Origin of the sequence: Micromonospora sicca, assembly GCF_003172935.1 — a bacterium.
Lineage (GTDB): Bacteria > Actinomycetota > Actinomycetes > Mycobacteriales > Micromonosporaceae > Micromonospora > Micromonospora sicca.
Window position 1 is genome coordinate 18,337 of sequence record NZ_QGKS01000289.1, and the last position, 13,623, is coordinate 31,959.

Annotated in this window: 15 protein-coding genes and 2 tRNA genes; 10 read left to right on the top strand and 7 right to left on the bottom strand. The window is 69.9% G+C overall.

Annotated elements, in window-relative coordinates; genetic code table 11:
* Nucleotides 1-96 precede the first annotated feature (96 nt).
* Genes DKT69_RS23915 through DKT69_RS23955 form a run of 9 tightly spaced genes read left to right on the top strand, consistent with a single transcriptional unit; the run spans nt 97 to nt 5,824 of the window.
* Nucleotides 97-537 (top strand): DUF6197 family protein, encoded by a 441-nt coding sequence (locus DKT69_RS23915; protein WP_109803743.1) that lies wholly within the window; start codon nt 97-99, stop codon nt 535-537.
* Nucleotides 534-833 (top strand): hypothetical protein, encoded by a 300-nt coding sequence (locus DKT69_RS23920; RefSeq protein ID WP_109803744.1) that lies wholly within the window; start codon nt 534-536, stop codon nt 831-833. Before DKT69_RS23915 ends, DKT69_RS23920 begins: the two co-directional genes overlap by 4 nt.
* A complete protein-coding gene (locus tag DKT69_RS23925) occupies nt 830-1,213 on the top strand; it encodes an RRQRL motif-containing zinc-binding protein (RefSeq protein WP_109803745.1) in 384 nt (127 codons plus the stop codon). The genes DKT69_RS23920 and DKT69_RS23925 overlap by 4 nt, the downstream gene beginning before the upstream one ends.
* Nucleotides 1,210-1,506, top strand: coding sequence for a hypothetical protein (locus tag DKT69_RS23930; RefSeq protein WP_109803746.1), 297 nt, complete (start codon nt 1,210-1,212; stop codon nt 1,504-1,506). Before DKT69_RS23925 ends, DKT69_RS23930 begins: the two co-directional genes overlap by 4 nt.
* A complete protein-coding gene (locus DKT69_RS23935) occupies nt 1,493-2,212 on the top strand; it encodes a hypothetical protein (protein WP_109803747.1) in 720 nt (239 codons plus the stop codon). The genes DKT69_RS23930 and DKT69_RS23935 overlap by 14 nt, the downstream gene beginning before the upstream one ends.
* The gene (locus DKT69_RS23940; RefSeq protein ID WP_109803748.1) at nt 2,209-2,475 is read left to right on the top strand and encodes a hypothetical protein; all 267 of its coding nucleotides are present in this window, start codon (nt 2,209-2,211) and stop codon (nt 2,473-2,475) included. Before DKT69_RS23935 ends, DKT69_RS23940 begins: the two co-directional genes overlap by 4 nt.
* On the top strand, nt 2,475-4,259 hold the full coding sequence (locus DKT69_RS23945; protein WP_109803749.1) for a replication initiator: 1,785 nt from the start codon (nt 2,475-2,477) through the stop codon (nt 4,257-4,259). The genes DKT69_RS23940 and DKT69_RS23945 overlap by 1 nt, the downstream gene beginning before the upstream one ends.
* A 27-nt stretch (nt 4,260-4,286) precedes the next feature.
* Nucleotides 4,287-4,556, top strand: a complete 270-nt coding sequence (locus tag DKT69_RS23950) for a helix-turn-helix domain-containing protein (protein ID WP_109803750.1) — start codon at nt 4,287-4,289, stop codon at nt 4,554-4,556.
* Nucleotides 4,556-5,824, top strand: coding sequence for a tyrosine-type recombinase/integrase (locus tag DKT69_RS23955; RefSeq protein WP_109803751.1), 1,269 nt, complete (start codon nt 4,556-4,558; stop codon nt 5,822-5,824). Before DKT69_RS23950 ends, DKT69_RS23955 begins: the two co-directional genes overlap by 1 nt.
* Before the next feature lie 15 nt (nt 5,825-5,839).
* Here the strand turns inward: DKT69_RS23955 and DKT69_RS23960 are convergent.
* The 6 genes from DKT69_RS23960 to gyrB all read right to left on the bottom strand — a co-directional run bounded on the left by DKT69_RS23960 (nt 5,840) and on the right by gyrB (nt 11,868).
* Nucleotides 5,840-5,915 (bottom strand) — tRNA-Ala (locus DKT69_RS23960).
* Nucleotides 5,916-5,961: 46 nt separating this feature from the next.
* Nucleotides 5,962-6,090, bottom strand: a complete 129-nt coding sequence (locus tag DKT69_RS40060; protein ID WP_236648192.1) for a DLW-39 family protein — start codon at nt 6,088-6,090, stop codon at nt 5,962-5,964.
* Nucleotides 6,091-6,130: 40 nt separating this feature from the next.
* Nucleotides 6,131-6,204, bottom strand: a tRNA-Ile gene (locus DKT69_RS23965).
* A 151-nt stretch (nt 6,205-6,355) separates the two neighbouring features.
* Nucleotides 6,356-7,267, bottom strand: coding sequence for a DUF3566 domain-containing protein (locus tag DKT69_RS23970; protein ID WP_109803752.1), 912 nt, complete (start codon nt 7,265-7,267; stop codon nt 6,356-6,358).
* A 4-nt stretch (nt 7,268-7,271) separates the two neighbouring features.
* On the bottom strand, nt 7,272-9,791 hold the full coding sequence (gyrA, locus tag DKT69_RS23975; RefSeq protein WP_109803753.1) for a DNA gyrase subunit A: 2,520 nt from the start codon (nt 9,789-9,791) through the stop codon (nt 7,272-7,274).
* 130 nt (nt 9,792-9,921) lie between these two features.
* Nucleotides 9,922-11,868 (bottom strand): DNA topoisomerase (ATP-hydrolyzing) subunit B, encoded by a 1,947-nt coding sequence (gene gyrB / locus DKT69_RS23980; protein WP_109803754.1) that lies wholly within the window; start codon nt 11,866-11,868, stop codon nt 9,922-9,924.
* 526 nt (nt 11,869-12,394) lie between these two features.
* Between gyrB and DKT69_RS23985 the strand changes: the two genes are divergently transcribed.
* Entirely contained in the window at nt 12,395-12,949 is a 555-nt protein-coding gene (locus tag DKT69_RS23985; protein ID WP_109803755.1) for a hypothetical protein, read from the top strand.
* Between the two features lie 83 nt (nt 12,950-13,032).
* Here DKT69_RS23985 and DKT69_RS23990 read toward each other — a convergent pair.
* Nucleotides 13,033-13,623: DciA family protein (locus DKT69_RS23990; RefSeq protein ID WP_236648193.1), on the bottom strand; the 591-nt coding region annotated here is incomplete at its 5' end.

Below are 13,623 nucleotides of genomic sequence, written 5' to 3' on the forward strand. Positions count from 1 at the left end.
ACCCGAGAAACGGCCGACAGGACCGGACCAACGCCTGCAAGCAAAGCCGGTCCTGCCGACCTCCCACCAAGCCCTCACCGAAAGGACGTGGCTGCCATGAAGGCTACCCAGAACCCACCCACCGGAGTCCAGGTCACACCCGCTGACCTGCTCCGGTGCGCTGCCCTCTACCTGCGCCGGCACGGCTGGCACCAGGGCACCTACTACGCCAAAACGACCGACATCTCGACTCCGCCGGCCTGCGCCGCCGGGGCCATCGGCATCGCCTGCGCCGGCCACCGCGTCGAGCACTTCTCCCAACTCGACGGCGGCACCCTCGCCGATTACCTCGCCGCGCTCGGCGTCTTCGTCGACTACCTCGACGCCCACGCCCCGGTCTTCTTCATCGACGAGGACGGCTATCTCCTCGACGAGCACACCTCCCCCTACTCGTGGAACGACGACCCGGCCCGCACCGCCGAGCAGGTCGTAGCGGCTCTGGAAGCCGCCGCCGACGAGTGGGACCGCCTCCGCACCGAGGGAGGCAACAACGCATGAGCACCGTCAAGAAGTCCTTGACGCCGTTCGGGCAACAGCTCAAGCACCGGACCGTCGTCGAGAACGACGAGTTCGCCGCCTTCGCCCGCCGCATCATCCGCGCCCACGGCCGCCGCGTCGCCGCCGGCGACGTTGAAGCCCTCCGCGACCTCACCGCCCTGTCCTCGGTCATCGACCAGGCCATCACCGAAGCCGTCATCGGCCTGCGGGCCTTCGGCTACTCCTGGGCCGAAATCGGCTCCCGCCTCGGCATCACCCGCCAAGCCGCCCAGCAGCGCTGGGGAGGCCAGCCATGACCACCACCACCCAACCGACCACCGGCCTGGCCGTCGAGTTCTACGACCCGACCGGCACCCGCTACGGGTTCCCCACCTTCCCCTACCTCGACGCCCCAACCGGGCTGGCCACCCGCCGGCAACTCCGCGCCGCCGGCCTGCGCCCCGGAGGACACGACCCGGTCGCCCAGATCCTCTGGCGGCGTGGCAAGCGCGTCGCCTACCTCTACCGCCTCGACCTCGCCGCACCCAAACGGGTCGCCACGCCCGCACAGCGGGAGGCCATCGCCAAGGCGCTTCGCGCTCGCCGCACCTGCCGTTCCTGCGACCTCGTCCAGCCCTACTACATCCCGCGCCGTACCGGTGCCTGTCTCGACTGCATCCCCGGAGGTGCCCGATGACCACCGCCATCACGAACCTCGCCGCCCAGGAGCGAATGACCGCCGATGACTACGCCGTCACCGCCCTCGCCGACTACTTCGCCGCCCGCGGCCCCTTGTCCTTCGAACGGTTCCTGTCCGGCTACTACGCCGAGTCGATCCGCCTCATCCAGGAAGCCCATCTGACCGACTGCACCGTGGGCGACGGCGAGCTCTGCGCCACCTGCGACGCCATCCGTGTCGGCCTCGTCGGCCTGCTCGCCGAACAACGCACCGTCACCGCTGCGGAAGTGACCGGCCATGACCAGCACTGACCGGACCACCGGCCCACGGATCGAGGGCGTCGTCCTGGTCCTCATCCTGCTCACCGTCGCCGGCTTCGCCGGCGCAGCCTCCTTCACCCACGTCAAAGACTGGACCCTCGCCAACTCACCCACCGGCACCGGCCAGTGGTTCGGCTGGGCCAACGCCGTCATCTCCGAACTCGTCCCCATCGCCTCGCTCCTGACGATCCGCCGACGCCGCCGAGCCGGCGCTCCCATCGGCTACCCGCTGTTCCTACTCATCGCCGCCGCCGGCCTGTCCCTGGCCGCGCAACTCGCCGTCGCCAAACCCAGCCCGTCCGGCTGGCTTCTCTCGGCCGTTCCGGCGTTGGCGTTCATGGCCCTGGTCAAGCTCGTCCTCGCCCCGGCACCCACGCCGGAGCACCCCACGCCCACCTGCGAGCAGGTCGAGCCCATCCGCGTCCAGGTGGCCGAGCAGGTCACCACCGAGCCGCCCGCTGCCATCACCCCGGTCCCCGAGCCGACCCCGGCCGTCGAGCCGGAACCTGTCACCACGCCGGCCCCGGAGCCGGTCGACGTCCCTGCCCACCTGCTGCCCACCGCCCGCTTCGCGGCCGTGCAGCACGAACAGGCCACCGGCCAGCCCATCACCGCCGCCGAGCTGGCCGACCGGCTGAGCATCGCCCCGGCCGTCGCCGGGCAGCTCCTCACCACCATCGGTGGTGGTGGCCGATGACCATCTACCTCGTCGACATCGAACAGGTCATCCACACCTGCCCGGCCTTCGCCGACCCTCACCCGTTCGACACCCGCCGGACCCTCGTCGACGTCATCCCCGGCGGTCCCTGCCGGGCACCGGTCACCGTCCGCTGCGGCGGCAAGGCCGTCCAGATCCCCTGCCACCGGCACGAGCCGGCCAAGCGTCAGTGCGGCGCCTGCCGGGTCATCGTTACCGAACGCACCATCACCACCCGACACCTCACCGAGGTTGCCGGCTGATGGCCTCGACGCTGGACCTCACACCCCGAGCTTCGGCCCGGGGTGTGGGCTCGAACGCCGACACCATCGGCCCGGTCTACGGCTACACCGCCGCCGGCTCCGCCTTCGAACGCGCCACCCGGCCGGACTACTTCGGGTGGCTGGAGCACATCCGGGCCGCCGCTGGCTGCACCCGTCCGATCCGCCTAGCCGGGCAGCTCCTCACCGTCGAGCCGTCGACCGGCCGGGTGCTGGATCAGCGGCACACCGACGCCATGCCTGATGCCGCGATCTACACCGCCTGCGGCAACCGCCGGGCCACCGTCTGCCCCGCCTGCGCCACCATCTACCAACGCGACGCTTTTCAGGTGCTCCGCGCTGGCCTCGTCGGCGGCAAAGGCGTCCCTGAGACGGTCTCCCAGCACCCGGCGGTGTTCGCCACGTTCACCGCGCCCTCGTTCGGCGCGGTCCACGTCCGCGCCGTCAAGCGGCACACCTGCGCCAACCGCAAGCGCTGCGACTGCCGGTCTGAGCCCTGCCACGCCCGCCGCGACACCGGCCTCTGCGAGCACGACCGCCCCGCCGTCTGCTGGGCGAGACACGAGCCAGGGGACCAGGTGCTCGGGCATCCGCTGTGCCTGGACTGCTACGACCACGACCATCAGGTCGTCTGGAACCTGTTCTCCGGCGAGCTGTGGCACCGCACCAAGCAAGCCGCGGAACGGTGGCTCGCCAAACTCGCCCGCCGCCGTGGCATCCCCCGCGTTGACGTCGTCACCGCCTCCGGGAACCTTCGGAAGGTTCCACCGGTCCGCCTCTCCCACGGCAAAGCCGCCGAGTTCCAGGCACGCGGGGCGGTCCATTTCCACGCCCTGGTGCGCCTCGACGGCGTCGACCCCGACGACCCCACCGCCGTGGTCCCGCCGCCTGCCTGCTTCACCGTGGCGGACCTGGAAGACGCCCTCCGGGCCGCCGCCGAGCAGGTCGCCTTCGCCACCCCCGGCCACCCTGACCGGCCTGAGGGCTGGCCGGTGGCATGGGGCGAGCAGGTCGACATCCGCCCCATCAGCCTGACCGGCCGGGGAGAAGTCACCGACAGCATGGTCGCCGGATACCTTGCCAAATACGCCACCAAAAGCACCGAGGTAACCGGGCACCGCTCCGTCAGGCTCGACGCCGACAGCATCGGCGACTACGCCGACCCCGACGGCGACCACACCGCCCGCCTCATCGACGCCTGCTGGCGCATCGGCCGACCCACCGGCACACCCGTCCCACTCTCCCAGCGGCCCCGCGACCACCGGCCCCGGCCCGGCTTCGTCGAGCGTTGGCAGTGCCCCGACTGCGGCACCCACACCCGCTACCCCGCCTGCCCCGTCTGCATCGCCGTGCGTCAAGCCGTCCTTGACGCCCAACCGGCCAGCAGATTAACCACCAACCCATACGCCCGGCTGCGGCGGTGGGCGCACATGCTCGGCTTCGGCGGCCACTTCCTCACCAAAGCCCGCCGCTACTCCGTCACCTTTCAACTCCTGCGCGACACCCGCGTCACCTTTCGCCGGCATGAGGACCAGGCCCACGAGCACCCTGCCGCCAGCGGCAGCCCCGCCGCCCAGGTCGACGAGGACACCACCCTCATCGTCGGAACCCTCACCTTTGCCGGCGTCGGTTGGCACACCACCGGAGACGCCCTCCTCGCCAACACCGCCGCCGCCATGGCACGTGAGCGACGAACCACCGGCCGCGAAGAACTCGCCCACGAACTCAGCACCACCCCGGCCGGCACCGTGCCGACTGCCGCCTGACCAACAGACCTGAGGAGGTCACCCGTCATGAGCACCACCGCCCGTCCGACCCCTGGGGTGCGGCTCGTCCCGCGCACCGCCGCCACGGTGGTCGAGCCGGTCACCTACACCGTCCGCGAGGTCGCCAAGCTGCTCGGCCTGTCGCTGGGGAGCACTTATGCCCTCGTCCGTGACGGCACCATCCCCGCCACCCGCCTCGGTGGGCGGTGGGTCATCCCACGCAAGCGGTTCCACGCGTGGCTCGACGCCGTCACCGAACCCGCCGCCACCGGCACCGACCTTGGTGGGAGGCGTTGATGGGACACATCGTCAAGACCCCTGCTGGCACCTACCGCGCCAACTGGCGCGACGCCGCCGGGCGGCAGAAGGCCAAGACTTTCCGTACCAAGCGAGAGGCGTCCGCCTTCCTCGCCGAGACTGAGGCATCGCTGTCTCGCGGCTCCTACGTTGATCCGAGCGCCGGTCGAACCAAGTTCAGTGCCTACGCGGATCGCTGGCTCTCGTCCCGGTCGGTGGAGGCGACCACCCTGGCGGCCTGGTCCTCCCGCCTGCGGTCACGGCTGCTGCCGTACTGGGGCGGTTGGCAGCTCGGGAAGATCGACCATCTTGCCGTGCAAGAGTGGGTGACTGAGCTGGGAAAGCAGCTCGCGCCCGCCACCGTCGCCTCGTGCTTCGGCCTGTTCTCCTCGATCCTTGCCTCCGCTGTCCGCAGTCGGCTGATCGCGTTCAACCCCTGCGAGGGTGTCCGCCTCCCGGCTCAGCGCAAGCGGGCTGGCGGAGTCCACACCATCTCCCAGGCCGACCTAACAGGCTGCCTCCTCCCGGCAGTGCCCGAGTGGCACCGGCCGCTTGTTGCTGCTGCGGCGGGCGCAGGTCTGCGGTGGGGTGAGTGCCTGGGCCTCCGGTGGGGATGCGTTGATCTCGATGCATCGACAATGACGGTCGAGCGTGTCGTGATCGAGGTCGACGGTCACCTGTCCGACAAGCCGTACCCGAAGTCAGCCAAGAGCCGGCGGACCGTGCCGCTCGCCCCGTTTCTGGAACAGGAGCTTCGACGCCATCGCGAACTGGTTGCGCATGGCCCGGATAACCGGGTCTTCACCAACTACGAGGGCGGCTCAATGTTGCGCAGCAACTTCCGGCGCCAGGTATGGCGCCCGTCTCTTGTCCGGGCCGGGCTCCTCGGCCAGGTCGCCGAGTCCGGGCCGTTCAAGTTCCGCGCAACCTGGCCCGACCGCGACGGCGTGGAATGGTCAGCGGAGTTCACTACCGAGCGGGAAGCGGTCGACTGCGTGGCGACCAAGGCGGCCGGCGGACTGCGGTTCCATGATCTGCGGCACTGCTACGCGACGTGGTTGGTTTCCGGCGGGGTCCCTGTCAACGTCGTCCAGGCGGTGATGGGCCACGAGCAGGCATCGACCACGCTCAACCGCTACACGCATACACCGGCGGATTTTCACGCGTCGGTGCGCAGGGTCTTCGACGGTTCTGCTGACGATCCGCTGACTGCCGAAGAAGATCCTCAATCTGACGGGAAGCCAATCAAGGATGAAAACAGCCCGTGACCAGGCCGAGTGATGTGGTGGAGCCCAGGGGACTTGAACCCCTAACCCCTGCCTTGCAAAGGCAGTGCTCTGCCAGTTGAGCTAGGGCCCCGAGGGCGGGCGGAGCCGCCTGGTGCTGGCAGTCGGAGAGCGGAGGCTCAGCGCAGGTCGGGCGCGGTGGTCGCCTCGTGCCACAGGGCACGCTCGTCGTTCGAGGCCTTGACCTTCTTGGCCACGACGGCGGCCACGCCGACGATGCCGACCAGGATCAGAAGCTTCTTGAACATGGGACGACCCCTCGCGCTCGACAACCGTCGGACGGTGCGGTGGGGCTAGCTGGAATCGAACCAGCGACCTCAGAGTTATCAGCTCTGCGCTCTAACCGACTGAGCTATAGCCCCGCGTAGCGACGAGCAAGGTTAACCCATCGCCGCGGCCGGCCCCAAATCGGGGTGCCCGTGGGGGGCTCTCGCTCGTACCAGCTCGAACCTACCCGGATGCGCGACGCCGGGGCGACCGCTTTACGCGGCGCGCCCCGGCGTCCCGGCTGGTTCAGTCCCGCTCGGCGAGCGTCAGCTCGATCCCGCCGACCAGGTCGGCGCAGACGTTGTAGACGAACGCGCCGAGCGTGGCGAGCGCGGTGAAGAGCACGACGTTGACCAGGCCGATCAGCGCGGAACTCATGATCACGCCCTTGGCGGTGATCCGGAAGCCGTTGGTGCTCTGCCCGCCGCCCGCGCTGACCAGGTCGGTCAGGCTGTCGTTGACGCTCTTGAACACGCCCATGGCGTCCAGCGCCAGGTAGAGCACCGAGGTGGCGACGACCACCACGATGAAGAGCACCACCGAGACGGCGAACGCGAACTTCATCACGGACCACGGGTCGATCCGCTTGAGGTTCAGCCGGGCCCGGCGCGGTCCGCGGGACGCGGCCGAGCTGACCGACGTACGCGCAGCGCGTACCGCCTCACCCACGCGGGCGGCGCCGACGGCCGCGGCGCCGCTGATGCCCGGCGGCAGGCCGCCGCCGTTGGCCGGGCGGTTCGGCGGGCCCGGGCGGGCGCCGTCCGGCGACGGCTTGGTGGCGGTGCCGACGCCGGACACGACCCGCGGCTGGGTGCCGGTGGCACCGGTCGACGGCCGGGCGGCGCCCGCCGCGATCGGCTGTGTCGCGGCGGGCTTCGGCGCGGGAGCCGGCCGGGCGGCCAGACCGTCGGCAGAGGTCGGCGCGTCGACCTTGGCCTTCTCGGTCTTGTCGCTCGCCGCCGAGTCCTCGGAGGGCTTCTCCGGCGGTGGCGTCATGCCGGGGGCCCGGGTGAACTTCGGGGCAGGCTCGTCGGCGGGGACGGTGGCCCGGCCCACGGCCGCGCGGCCGGTCGCTGGTGTGCCGCCCTTTGCGGCCTCCTCGTCGACCGGGTTGGCCGAGGTCCCCGTGTTCCCCGACTTCGCCTGTGTCTCCGTCATTCAACTAGTCCTGTTCGTCAGGCTCGTCGGCATTGCGAGCAATCGCCACGATAGTCACGCCGTCCGGGAGGTCCATCAGCTTGACCCCCATTGTGTTCCGGTCACGCGTACGGCGTACAGGCTTCACCGGAGTCCGGATGACACCACCGTTGCTGGTGATCGCGAAGAGCTCGTCGTCCGGGTCGATCACCACCGCACCGACCAGACCACCGCGTCGCTCGGTGATCTTCGCAGTCAGCACACCTTTACCTCCCCGGCCCTGGACCGGGTATTCCTCGATCGGGGTGCGTTTCGCGTATCCCCCGTTCGTCGCGACCAGCACGTCCAGGCCCTCGCGGACGACCTCCATGGCCAGCAGGACATCGTCCTCGCTGAACCGCATGCCGATCACGCCCGAGGTGGCCCGGCCCATCGGCCGCAGCGCCTCGTCGCTGGCGTTGAACCGGATCGCCTGCGCGTTCTTGGAGACCAGCAGCAGGTCCTCCTCCGGGGCGACCAGCGCCGCCCCGACCAGCTCGTCCTCGTCGCGAAGGTTGATCGCGATGATTCCGCCGGACCGGGGGGAGTCGAACTCCTCGAGCCGCGTCTTCTTCACCAGGCCGTTCTTCGTGGCGAGTACCAGGTAGGGCGCCACCTGGTAGTTCGGGATTTCGATGATCTGGGCGATCTGCTCGTCGGCTTGGAACGCGAGCAGGTTGGCCACGTGCTGGCCCTTGGCCACCCTACTGGCTTCGGGGAGCTCGTACGCCTTGGCCCGGTAGACCCGACCCTTGTTCGTGAAGAACAGGATCCAGTCGTGGGTGGAGCATACGAAGAAATGGCTGACGATGTCGTCCTGCCGCAGCGTCGCGCCGCTGACACCCTTGCCGCCGCGCCGCTGGGAGCGGTAGAGGTCGGCCTTGGTGCGCTTGGCGTACCCGGTGCGGGTGATCGTGACGACCACGTCCTCGCGGGCGATCAGGTCCTCCATCGAGACCTCGCCGTCGAACGGCACGATCTTCGTGCGCCGCTCGTCGCCCCACTTCGCGACGATCTCGCCCAGCTCCTCCGAGACGATCCTGCGCTGCCGCTCCGGCTTGGCGAGGATGTCCTTGAGGTCGGCGATCTCGATCTCGAGCTTGGTGAGGTCGTCGATGATCCGCTGCCGCTCCAGGGCGGCCAGCCGGCGCAGCTGCATGTCCAGGATCGCGGTCGCCTGGATCTCGTCGATCTCCAGCAGCCGGATCAGGCCCTGCCGGGCGTCCTCCACGGTGGGCGAGCGCCGGATCAGGGCGATGACCTCGTCCAGGGCGTCGAGAGCCTTGGCCAGACCGCGCAGGATGTGCGCCCGCTCCTCCGCCTTGCGCAGCCGGAACGCGGTCCGCCGACGGATCACGTCGATCTGGTGCTCGACGTAGTAGCGGATGAACTGGGCCAGGTTGAGCGTGCGCGGCACCCCGTCGACCAGGGCCAGCATGTTGGCGCCGAAGGTCTCCTGGAGCTGGGTGTGCTTGTAGAGGTTGTTCAGCACCACCTTGGCGACCGCGTCGCGCTTGAGCACGAGCACGATCCGCATGCCGGTACGCCCGGAGGACTCGTCCCGGATGTCGGCGATGCCGGCGAGCTTGCCCTCCTTGATCAGCTCGGCGATCCGCTCGGCCAGGTTGTCCGGGTTGACCTGGTACGGCAGCTCGCTGACCACCAGGCAGGGGCGGCCCCGCTTGTCCTCCTCGACCTCCACCACGGCGCGCATCCGGATCGAGCCCCGCCCGGTCCGGTACGCGTCCTGGATGGCGGCCTGGCCCACGATCAGGCCGTGGGTCGGGAAGTCGGGGCCCTTGACGATCTCCAGCAGCGCCTCGAGGGTGGTCGCCTCGTCCGCCTCGGGATTGTCCAGGCACCACTGCACCGCCGCGCCGATCTCGCGCAGGTTGTGCGGGGGGATCTTGGTGGCCATGCCGACCGCGATGCCCTCGGAGCCGTTCACCAGCAGGTTGGGGATCCGCGACGGCAGGATGGTGGGCTCCTTGGCCCGGCCGTCGTAGTTGTCCTGCAGGTCGACGGTGTCCTCGTCGATGTCCCGCAGCATCTCCATCGCCAGCGGGTCGAGCTTGCACTCGGTGTACCGCATGGCGGCGGCCGGGTCGTTGCCCGGCGAGCCGAAGTTGCCGTTGCCGTCGACCAGTGGGTAGCGCAGCGACCAGGGCTGGGCCATCCGGACCAGCGCGTCGTAGATCGCCGAGTCGCCGTGCGGGTGGAACTGACCCATCACGTCGCCGACGACGCGGGAGCACTTCACGTAGCCGCGGTCCGGCCGGTAGCCGGAGTCGAACATGGCGTAGAGGATCTTGCGGTGGACCGGCTTGAGCCCGTCCCGGACGTCCGGCAGCGCCCGCCCGACGATGACGCTCATCGCGTAGTCGAGGTACGAGCGCTGCATCTCGACCTCGAGGCCGACCGGCTCGATCCGGTCGTGCGCCACGACGGCGGCGGCTGTCTCCGGGATCTCCGGCTCGCTCGGGGTGGACTCGGGAGTATCGGTCACTGTTAACCCTTATCAGACTCAGAGTCGTTTTCGCGCTGTGGATAACGGCTGTGGAAACCGGCCAAGTTGTGGATAACCCTGTGGACCGCCGGGCCGGCCGGTGGATCTCCGGCCGGCCCGGCGAGGTCCGTCAGATGTCCAGGAACCGCACGTCCTTGGCGTTGCGCTGGATGAACGAACGGCGTGCCTCGACGTCCTCACCCATCAGCACGCTGAACAGCTCGTCGGCGGTTGCGGCGTCGTCGAGCGTCACCTGACGCAGCGTACGGGTGGCCGGGTTCATCGTGGTCTCCCACAGCTCCGGGTAGTTCATCTCGCCGAGGCCCTTGAACCGCTGGATGTCGTCCGGCCTGGCGTTGGGCTTCTTCTGCTGGCGCAGCGCGATCAGCCCGTCCCGCTCCCGGTCCGAGTACGCGTACTGGGCGTCGTCGCCCTTCTTGTTCCACTTGATCTTGTAGAGCGGCGGGGCGGCGAGGTAGACGTGGCCCAGTTCGACCAGCGGCCGCATGAAACGGAACAGCAGCGTGAGCAGCAGCGTCTGGATGTGCTGACCGTCGACGTCCGCGTCGGCCATCAGCACGATCTTGTGGTACCGCAGCTTCTCGATGTCGAAGTCGTCGTGGATGCCCGTGCCCAGCGCCGTGATCAGCGCCTGGACCTCGTTGTTCTTCAGCACCCGGTCGATCCGGGCCTTCTCCACGTTGAGGATCTTGCCGCGGATCGGCAGGATCGCCTGGGTCCGCGGGTCCCGGCCCTGCTTGGCCGAGCCGCCGGCCGAGTCGCCCTCGACGATGAACACCTCGGACTCGCGCGGGTCGGTGGACTGGCAGTCGGCCAGCTTGCCCGGCATCGAGCCGGACTCCAGCAGCGACTTGCGCCGGGCCAGCTTCCGCGCCTGCTGGGCGGCGATCCGGGCCCGGGCGGCCTGGGAGGCCTTCTGGATGATGGTCTTGGCCTCGGCCGGGTTCCGGTCGAACCAGTCGACCAGCCACTCGTTGCAGACCCGCTGGACGAAGCTCTTCACCGGGGTGTTGCCGAGCTTGGTCTTGGTCTGACCCTCGAACTGCGGGTTGGCCAGCTTGACCGAGATGATCGCGGCCAGGCCCTCGCGGATGTCCTCACCGGAGAGCTTCTCGTCGCCCTTGAGCAGCTTCTTCTCGGTGCCGTACCGGTTGACCACGCTGGTCAGCGCGGCCCGGAAGCCCTCCTCGTGGGTGCCGCCCTCGTGCGTGTTGATCGTGTTGGCGAAGGTGTAGACCGACTCGCCGTACGACTCGTTCCACTGCATGGCGATCTCGACCGACATGCCCTCCTCCTCGGCCCCGAACTCGACCACCGTCTTGTGGATCGGGTTCTTGGAGGCATTGAGGTGCCGGACGAAGTCGGCGATACCGCCCTTGTAGCAGAACGTCACCTCGCGCTGCTTGCCGTCCTCCTCCTCCGGCACCCGCTCGTCGAGCAGGTGGATGGTGAGGCCCCGGTTGAGGAAGGCCATCTCCTGCAGGCGCCGGTAGATGGTCTGGAAGTCGAAGTCGACCGTCTCGAAGACGTCCGGATCCGGCCAGAAGGTGACCGCCGAGCCGGTGCGGTTGGTGGTCTCGCCCTTATCCAGCGGGCCCGGCTTGGAGTTGCTGTACTGCTGCCGCCAGACGAAGCCGGACTTGTGGATCTCCACGGCCATCCTGGTGGAGAGGGCGTTCACCACGGAGACGCCCACACCGTGCAGACCGCCGGAGACCGCGTACGCCTTGCCGTCGAACTTGCCACCCGCGTGCAGCACGGTCAGCGCGACCTCGACACCCGGCTTCTTCAGCTTGGGGTGCAGGTCGACCGGGAAGCCACGGCCGTTGTCGGTGACCCGGACGCCGCCGTCGGCCAGCAGCACCACGTCGATGGTGTCGCAGTACCCGGCCAGCGCCTCGTCCACCGCGTTGTCGACGACCTCCCACACGAGGTGGTGCAGACCGCGTTCACCGGTGGACCCGATGTACATACCGGGCCGCTTCCGGACGGCCTCCAGCCCCTCGAGAACGGTGATCGACTCGGCGCCGTACTCCTGCTTGTCCTGCGCTGCCACCCTCGGCCACTTTCTCGCGCCGGCCGCGCCAGGGCGCGGAGGCGCGGGTTCGGCGGACAGGACGCGACGTCGGCGCGCACGGACCGGCCCCGGATTCTCCAGGTCACGGATCGCGTACGCCGGTCGCCGCGGTTGCCCGCGGATCGCGATCGGCTCAACCCGATCCGGGACAATGGTCAAGGGCCCTCGGGGCCCGTGTCCGGTCGCTCCGGGTCGGGTCTTCGTCTCTCCGTCAATCTTACTGTGCGCACACGACTAAACCGCCACTCGGCACCCCTGCGGGGCGGCTGAGACCTCCGTAGCGGCCCGAACCGTGCTGTCCGCGACTCCCCCTACACGCAAGGCCCTGATCGAGGGCGCGACCGGCCACCGGATCGGTACCGGGGCGTAACCGCCCAGGGGTCGCGGCCGGACCGGCGGTGCCGTACCTTTGCGGCGCCCGCCGCTGCGGTCTTGATCTTTCCCGGCCGGAACCGGGACGATCGACCCGATCGGTCCGACAACGTGTTGTAAGAGGTGACGCCAGATGGGGCTGGACAATGTCGCGGTGCACTGGCCGCGGACCGGCCGCTTCTACGACCCGGTCGCGCCGGCCGAGTTCGTCGACTTCGGCGAGATCGTGGACATGTCCGGGATCTCCGCCCCGACCGCGGCGCTCGCCGAGCTGATCGCCAAGACCGGCACGGTACGGGCGACCGCGTACACCGAGCTGGTCGACCTGATCCTCGGACTGGAAAATGTGCTCTACGCCACTGAGAACGCCGCCGAGGACGAGGATCCCGTGATCGACCCCGACGGGTGCTCGTGGATCGCCGGCGGGCTGGAGAGGTTCGTCGCCCAGCACCGGCCGTTCGGCGAGGCGGTGACCTTCGAGTCGGTCAGCGAGGTGCTCCGCTCGCTGATGGCCGACGGTCGCCTCGCCGAGCAGCAGCTGCGCTGGCTCGACACCCGCCTGGACGGGTTGCGCGACGAGAACGGCGATCCGCCGCAGTGGAACTTCACCTGCGCCGAGCTGAGCGTGCTCGCCGCCTTCTACCGCCGCTGCGCCGACCGCGGCTTCGCGGTCTACGCCGACGCCTGACCGCGCGATCGCGGCGGCCGGGACTTGCCGCATGTCGCGGTGTCCCGTTGCCGGGAAGCCGCGACATGCCGCGGGCGAGTGGATCAGCCGTAGGTGTCGCGGGGGCCGCGGCCGCGGACCCGGCGGGGCCCCCGGGACCAGGACGGCGCGGCCGGGCCGTGGATGTGCAGCTTGCGCACCACGTTGTGGCCGACCTCGCTGGCGATCTGCTTGATCAGGGAGCCGGCGAGCAGCCGCAGCTGGGTCGCCCACGCGGTGGAGCGGGCCTCCACGGTCAGCTCGCCGTTCTCCAGCTTCACCGGGCGGCTGTGCTGGGCCACCTCCGGCCCGACCACCCGCTCCCAGGCGCCGAAGACCGTCGCCTCGGCCGCCGGCTGCTGCCAGCCGCGCGCCTTCACCAGCCGGTTCAGCACCGCGCCGAGTGGTTGCGGGTCGCGCGGGTCCGGCCCGGGACCGGAGTAGCCGCGCAACCGGCGCTCGGTACCACCACCGCCGTCGCCGCCCACCGCGCTCCGGCGCGGCCTCGCCGCCGCCTGCCGGCGGGCCTTCGCCGCGTCCAGCACCGCCCGGGCCAGCTCCGGCCCCGACGCCCCACCGTCGCCGGCGGTCGCGCCCGTCGAGGCAGGCTCACCGGCTGACGGGGCCTGGCCGTGGGCCGCCGGCTGCTCACCGTC

What these genes read in the sequence shown, in the direction of transcription:
- DKT69_RS23940 (WP_109803748.1), top strand. Translation starts at nt 2,209, where the DNA reads ATGACCATCTACCTCGTCGACATCGAACAGGTCATCCACACCTGCCCG.
- DKT69_RS23915 (WP_109803743.1), top strand. Translation starts at nt 97, where the DNA reads ATGAAGGCTACCCAGAACCCACCCACCGGAGTCCAGGTCACACCCGCT.
- DKT69_RS23925 (WP_109803745.1), top strand. Translation starts at nt 830, where the DNA reads ATGACCACCACCACCCAACCGACCACCGGCCTGGCCGTCGAGTTCTAC.
- DKT69_RS23950 (WP_109803750.1), top strand. Translation starts at nt 4,287, where the DNA reads ATGAGCACCACCGCCCGTCCGACCCCTGGGGTGCGGCTCGTCCCGCGC.
- DKT69_RS23930 (WP_109803746.1), top strand. Translation starts at nt 1,210, where the DNA reads ATGACCACCGCCATCACGAACCTCGCCGCCCAGGAGCGAATGACCGCC.
- DKT69_RS23935 (WP_109803747.1), top strand. Translation starts at nt 1,493, where the DNA reads ATGACCAGCACTGACCGGACCACCGGCCCACGGATCGAGGGCGTCGTC.
- DKT69_RS23970 (WP_109803752.1), bottom strand. Translation starts at nt 7,267, where the DNA reads ATGACGGAGACACAGGCGAAGTCGGGGAACACGGGGACCTCGGCCAAC.
- DKT69_RS23920 (WP_109803744.1), top strand. Translation starts at nt 534, where the DNA reads ATGAGCACCGTCAAGAAGTCCTTGACGCCGTTCGGGCAACAGCTCAAG.
- DKT69_RS23945 (WP_109803749.1), top strand. Translation starts at nt 2,475, where the DNA reads ATGGCCTCGACGCTGGACCTCACACCCCGAGCTTCGGCCCGGGGTGTG.
- DKT69_RS40060 (WP_236648192.1), bottom strand. Translation starts at nt 6,090, where the DNA reads ATGTTCAAGAAGCTTCTGATCCTGGTCGGCATCGTCGGCGTGGCCGCC.
- DKT69_RS23985 (WP_109803755.1), top strand. Translation starts at nt 12,395, where the DNA reads ATGGGGCTGGACAATGTCGCGGTGCACTGGCCGCGGACCGGCCGCTTC.
- DKT69_RS23955 (WP_109803751.1), top strand. Translation starts at nt 4,556, where the DNA reads ATGGGACACATCGTCAAGACCCCTGCTGGCACCTACCGCGCCAACTGG.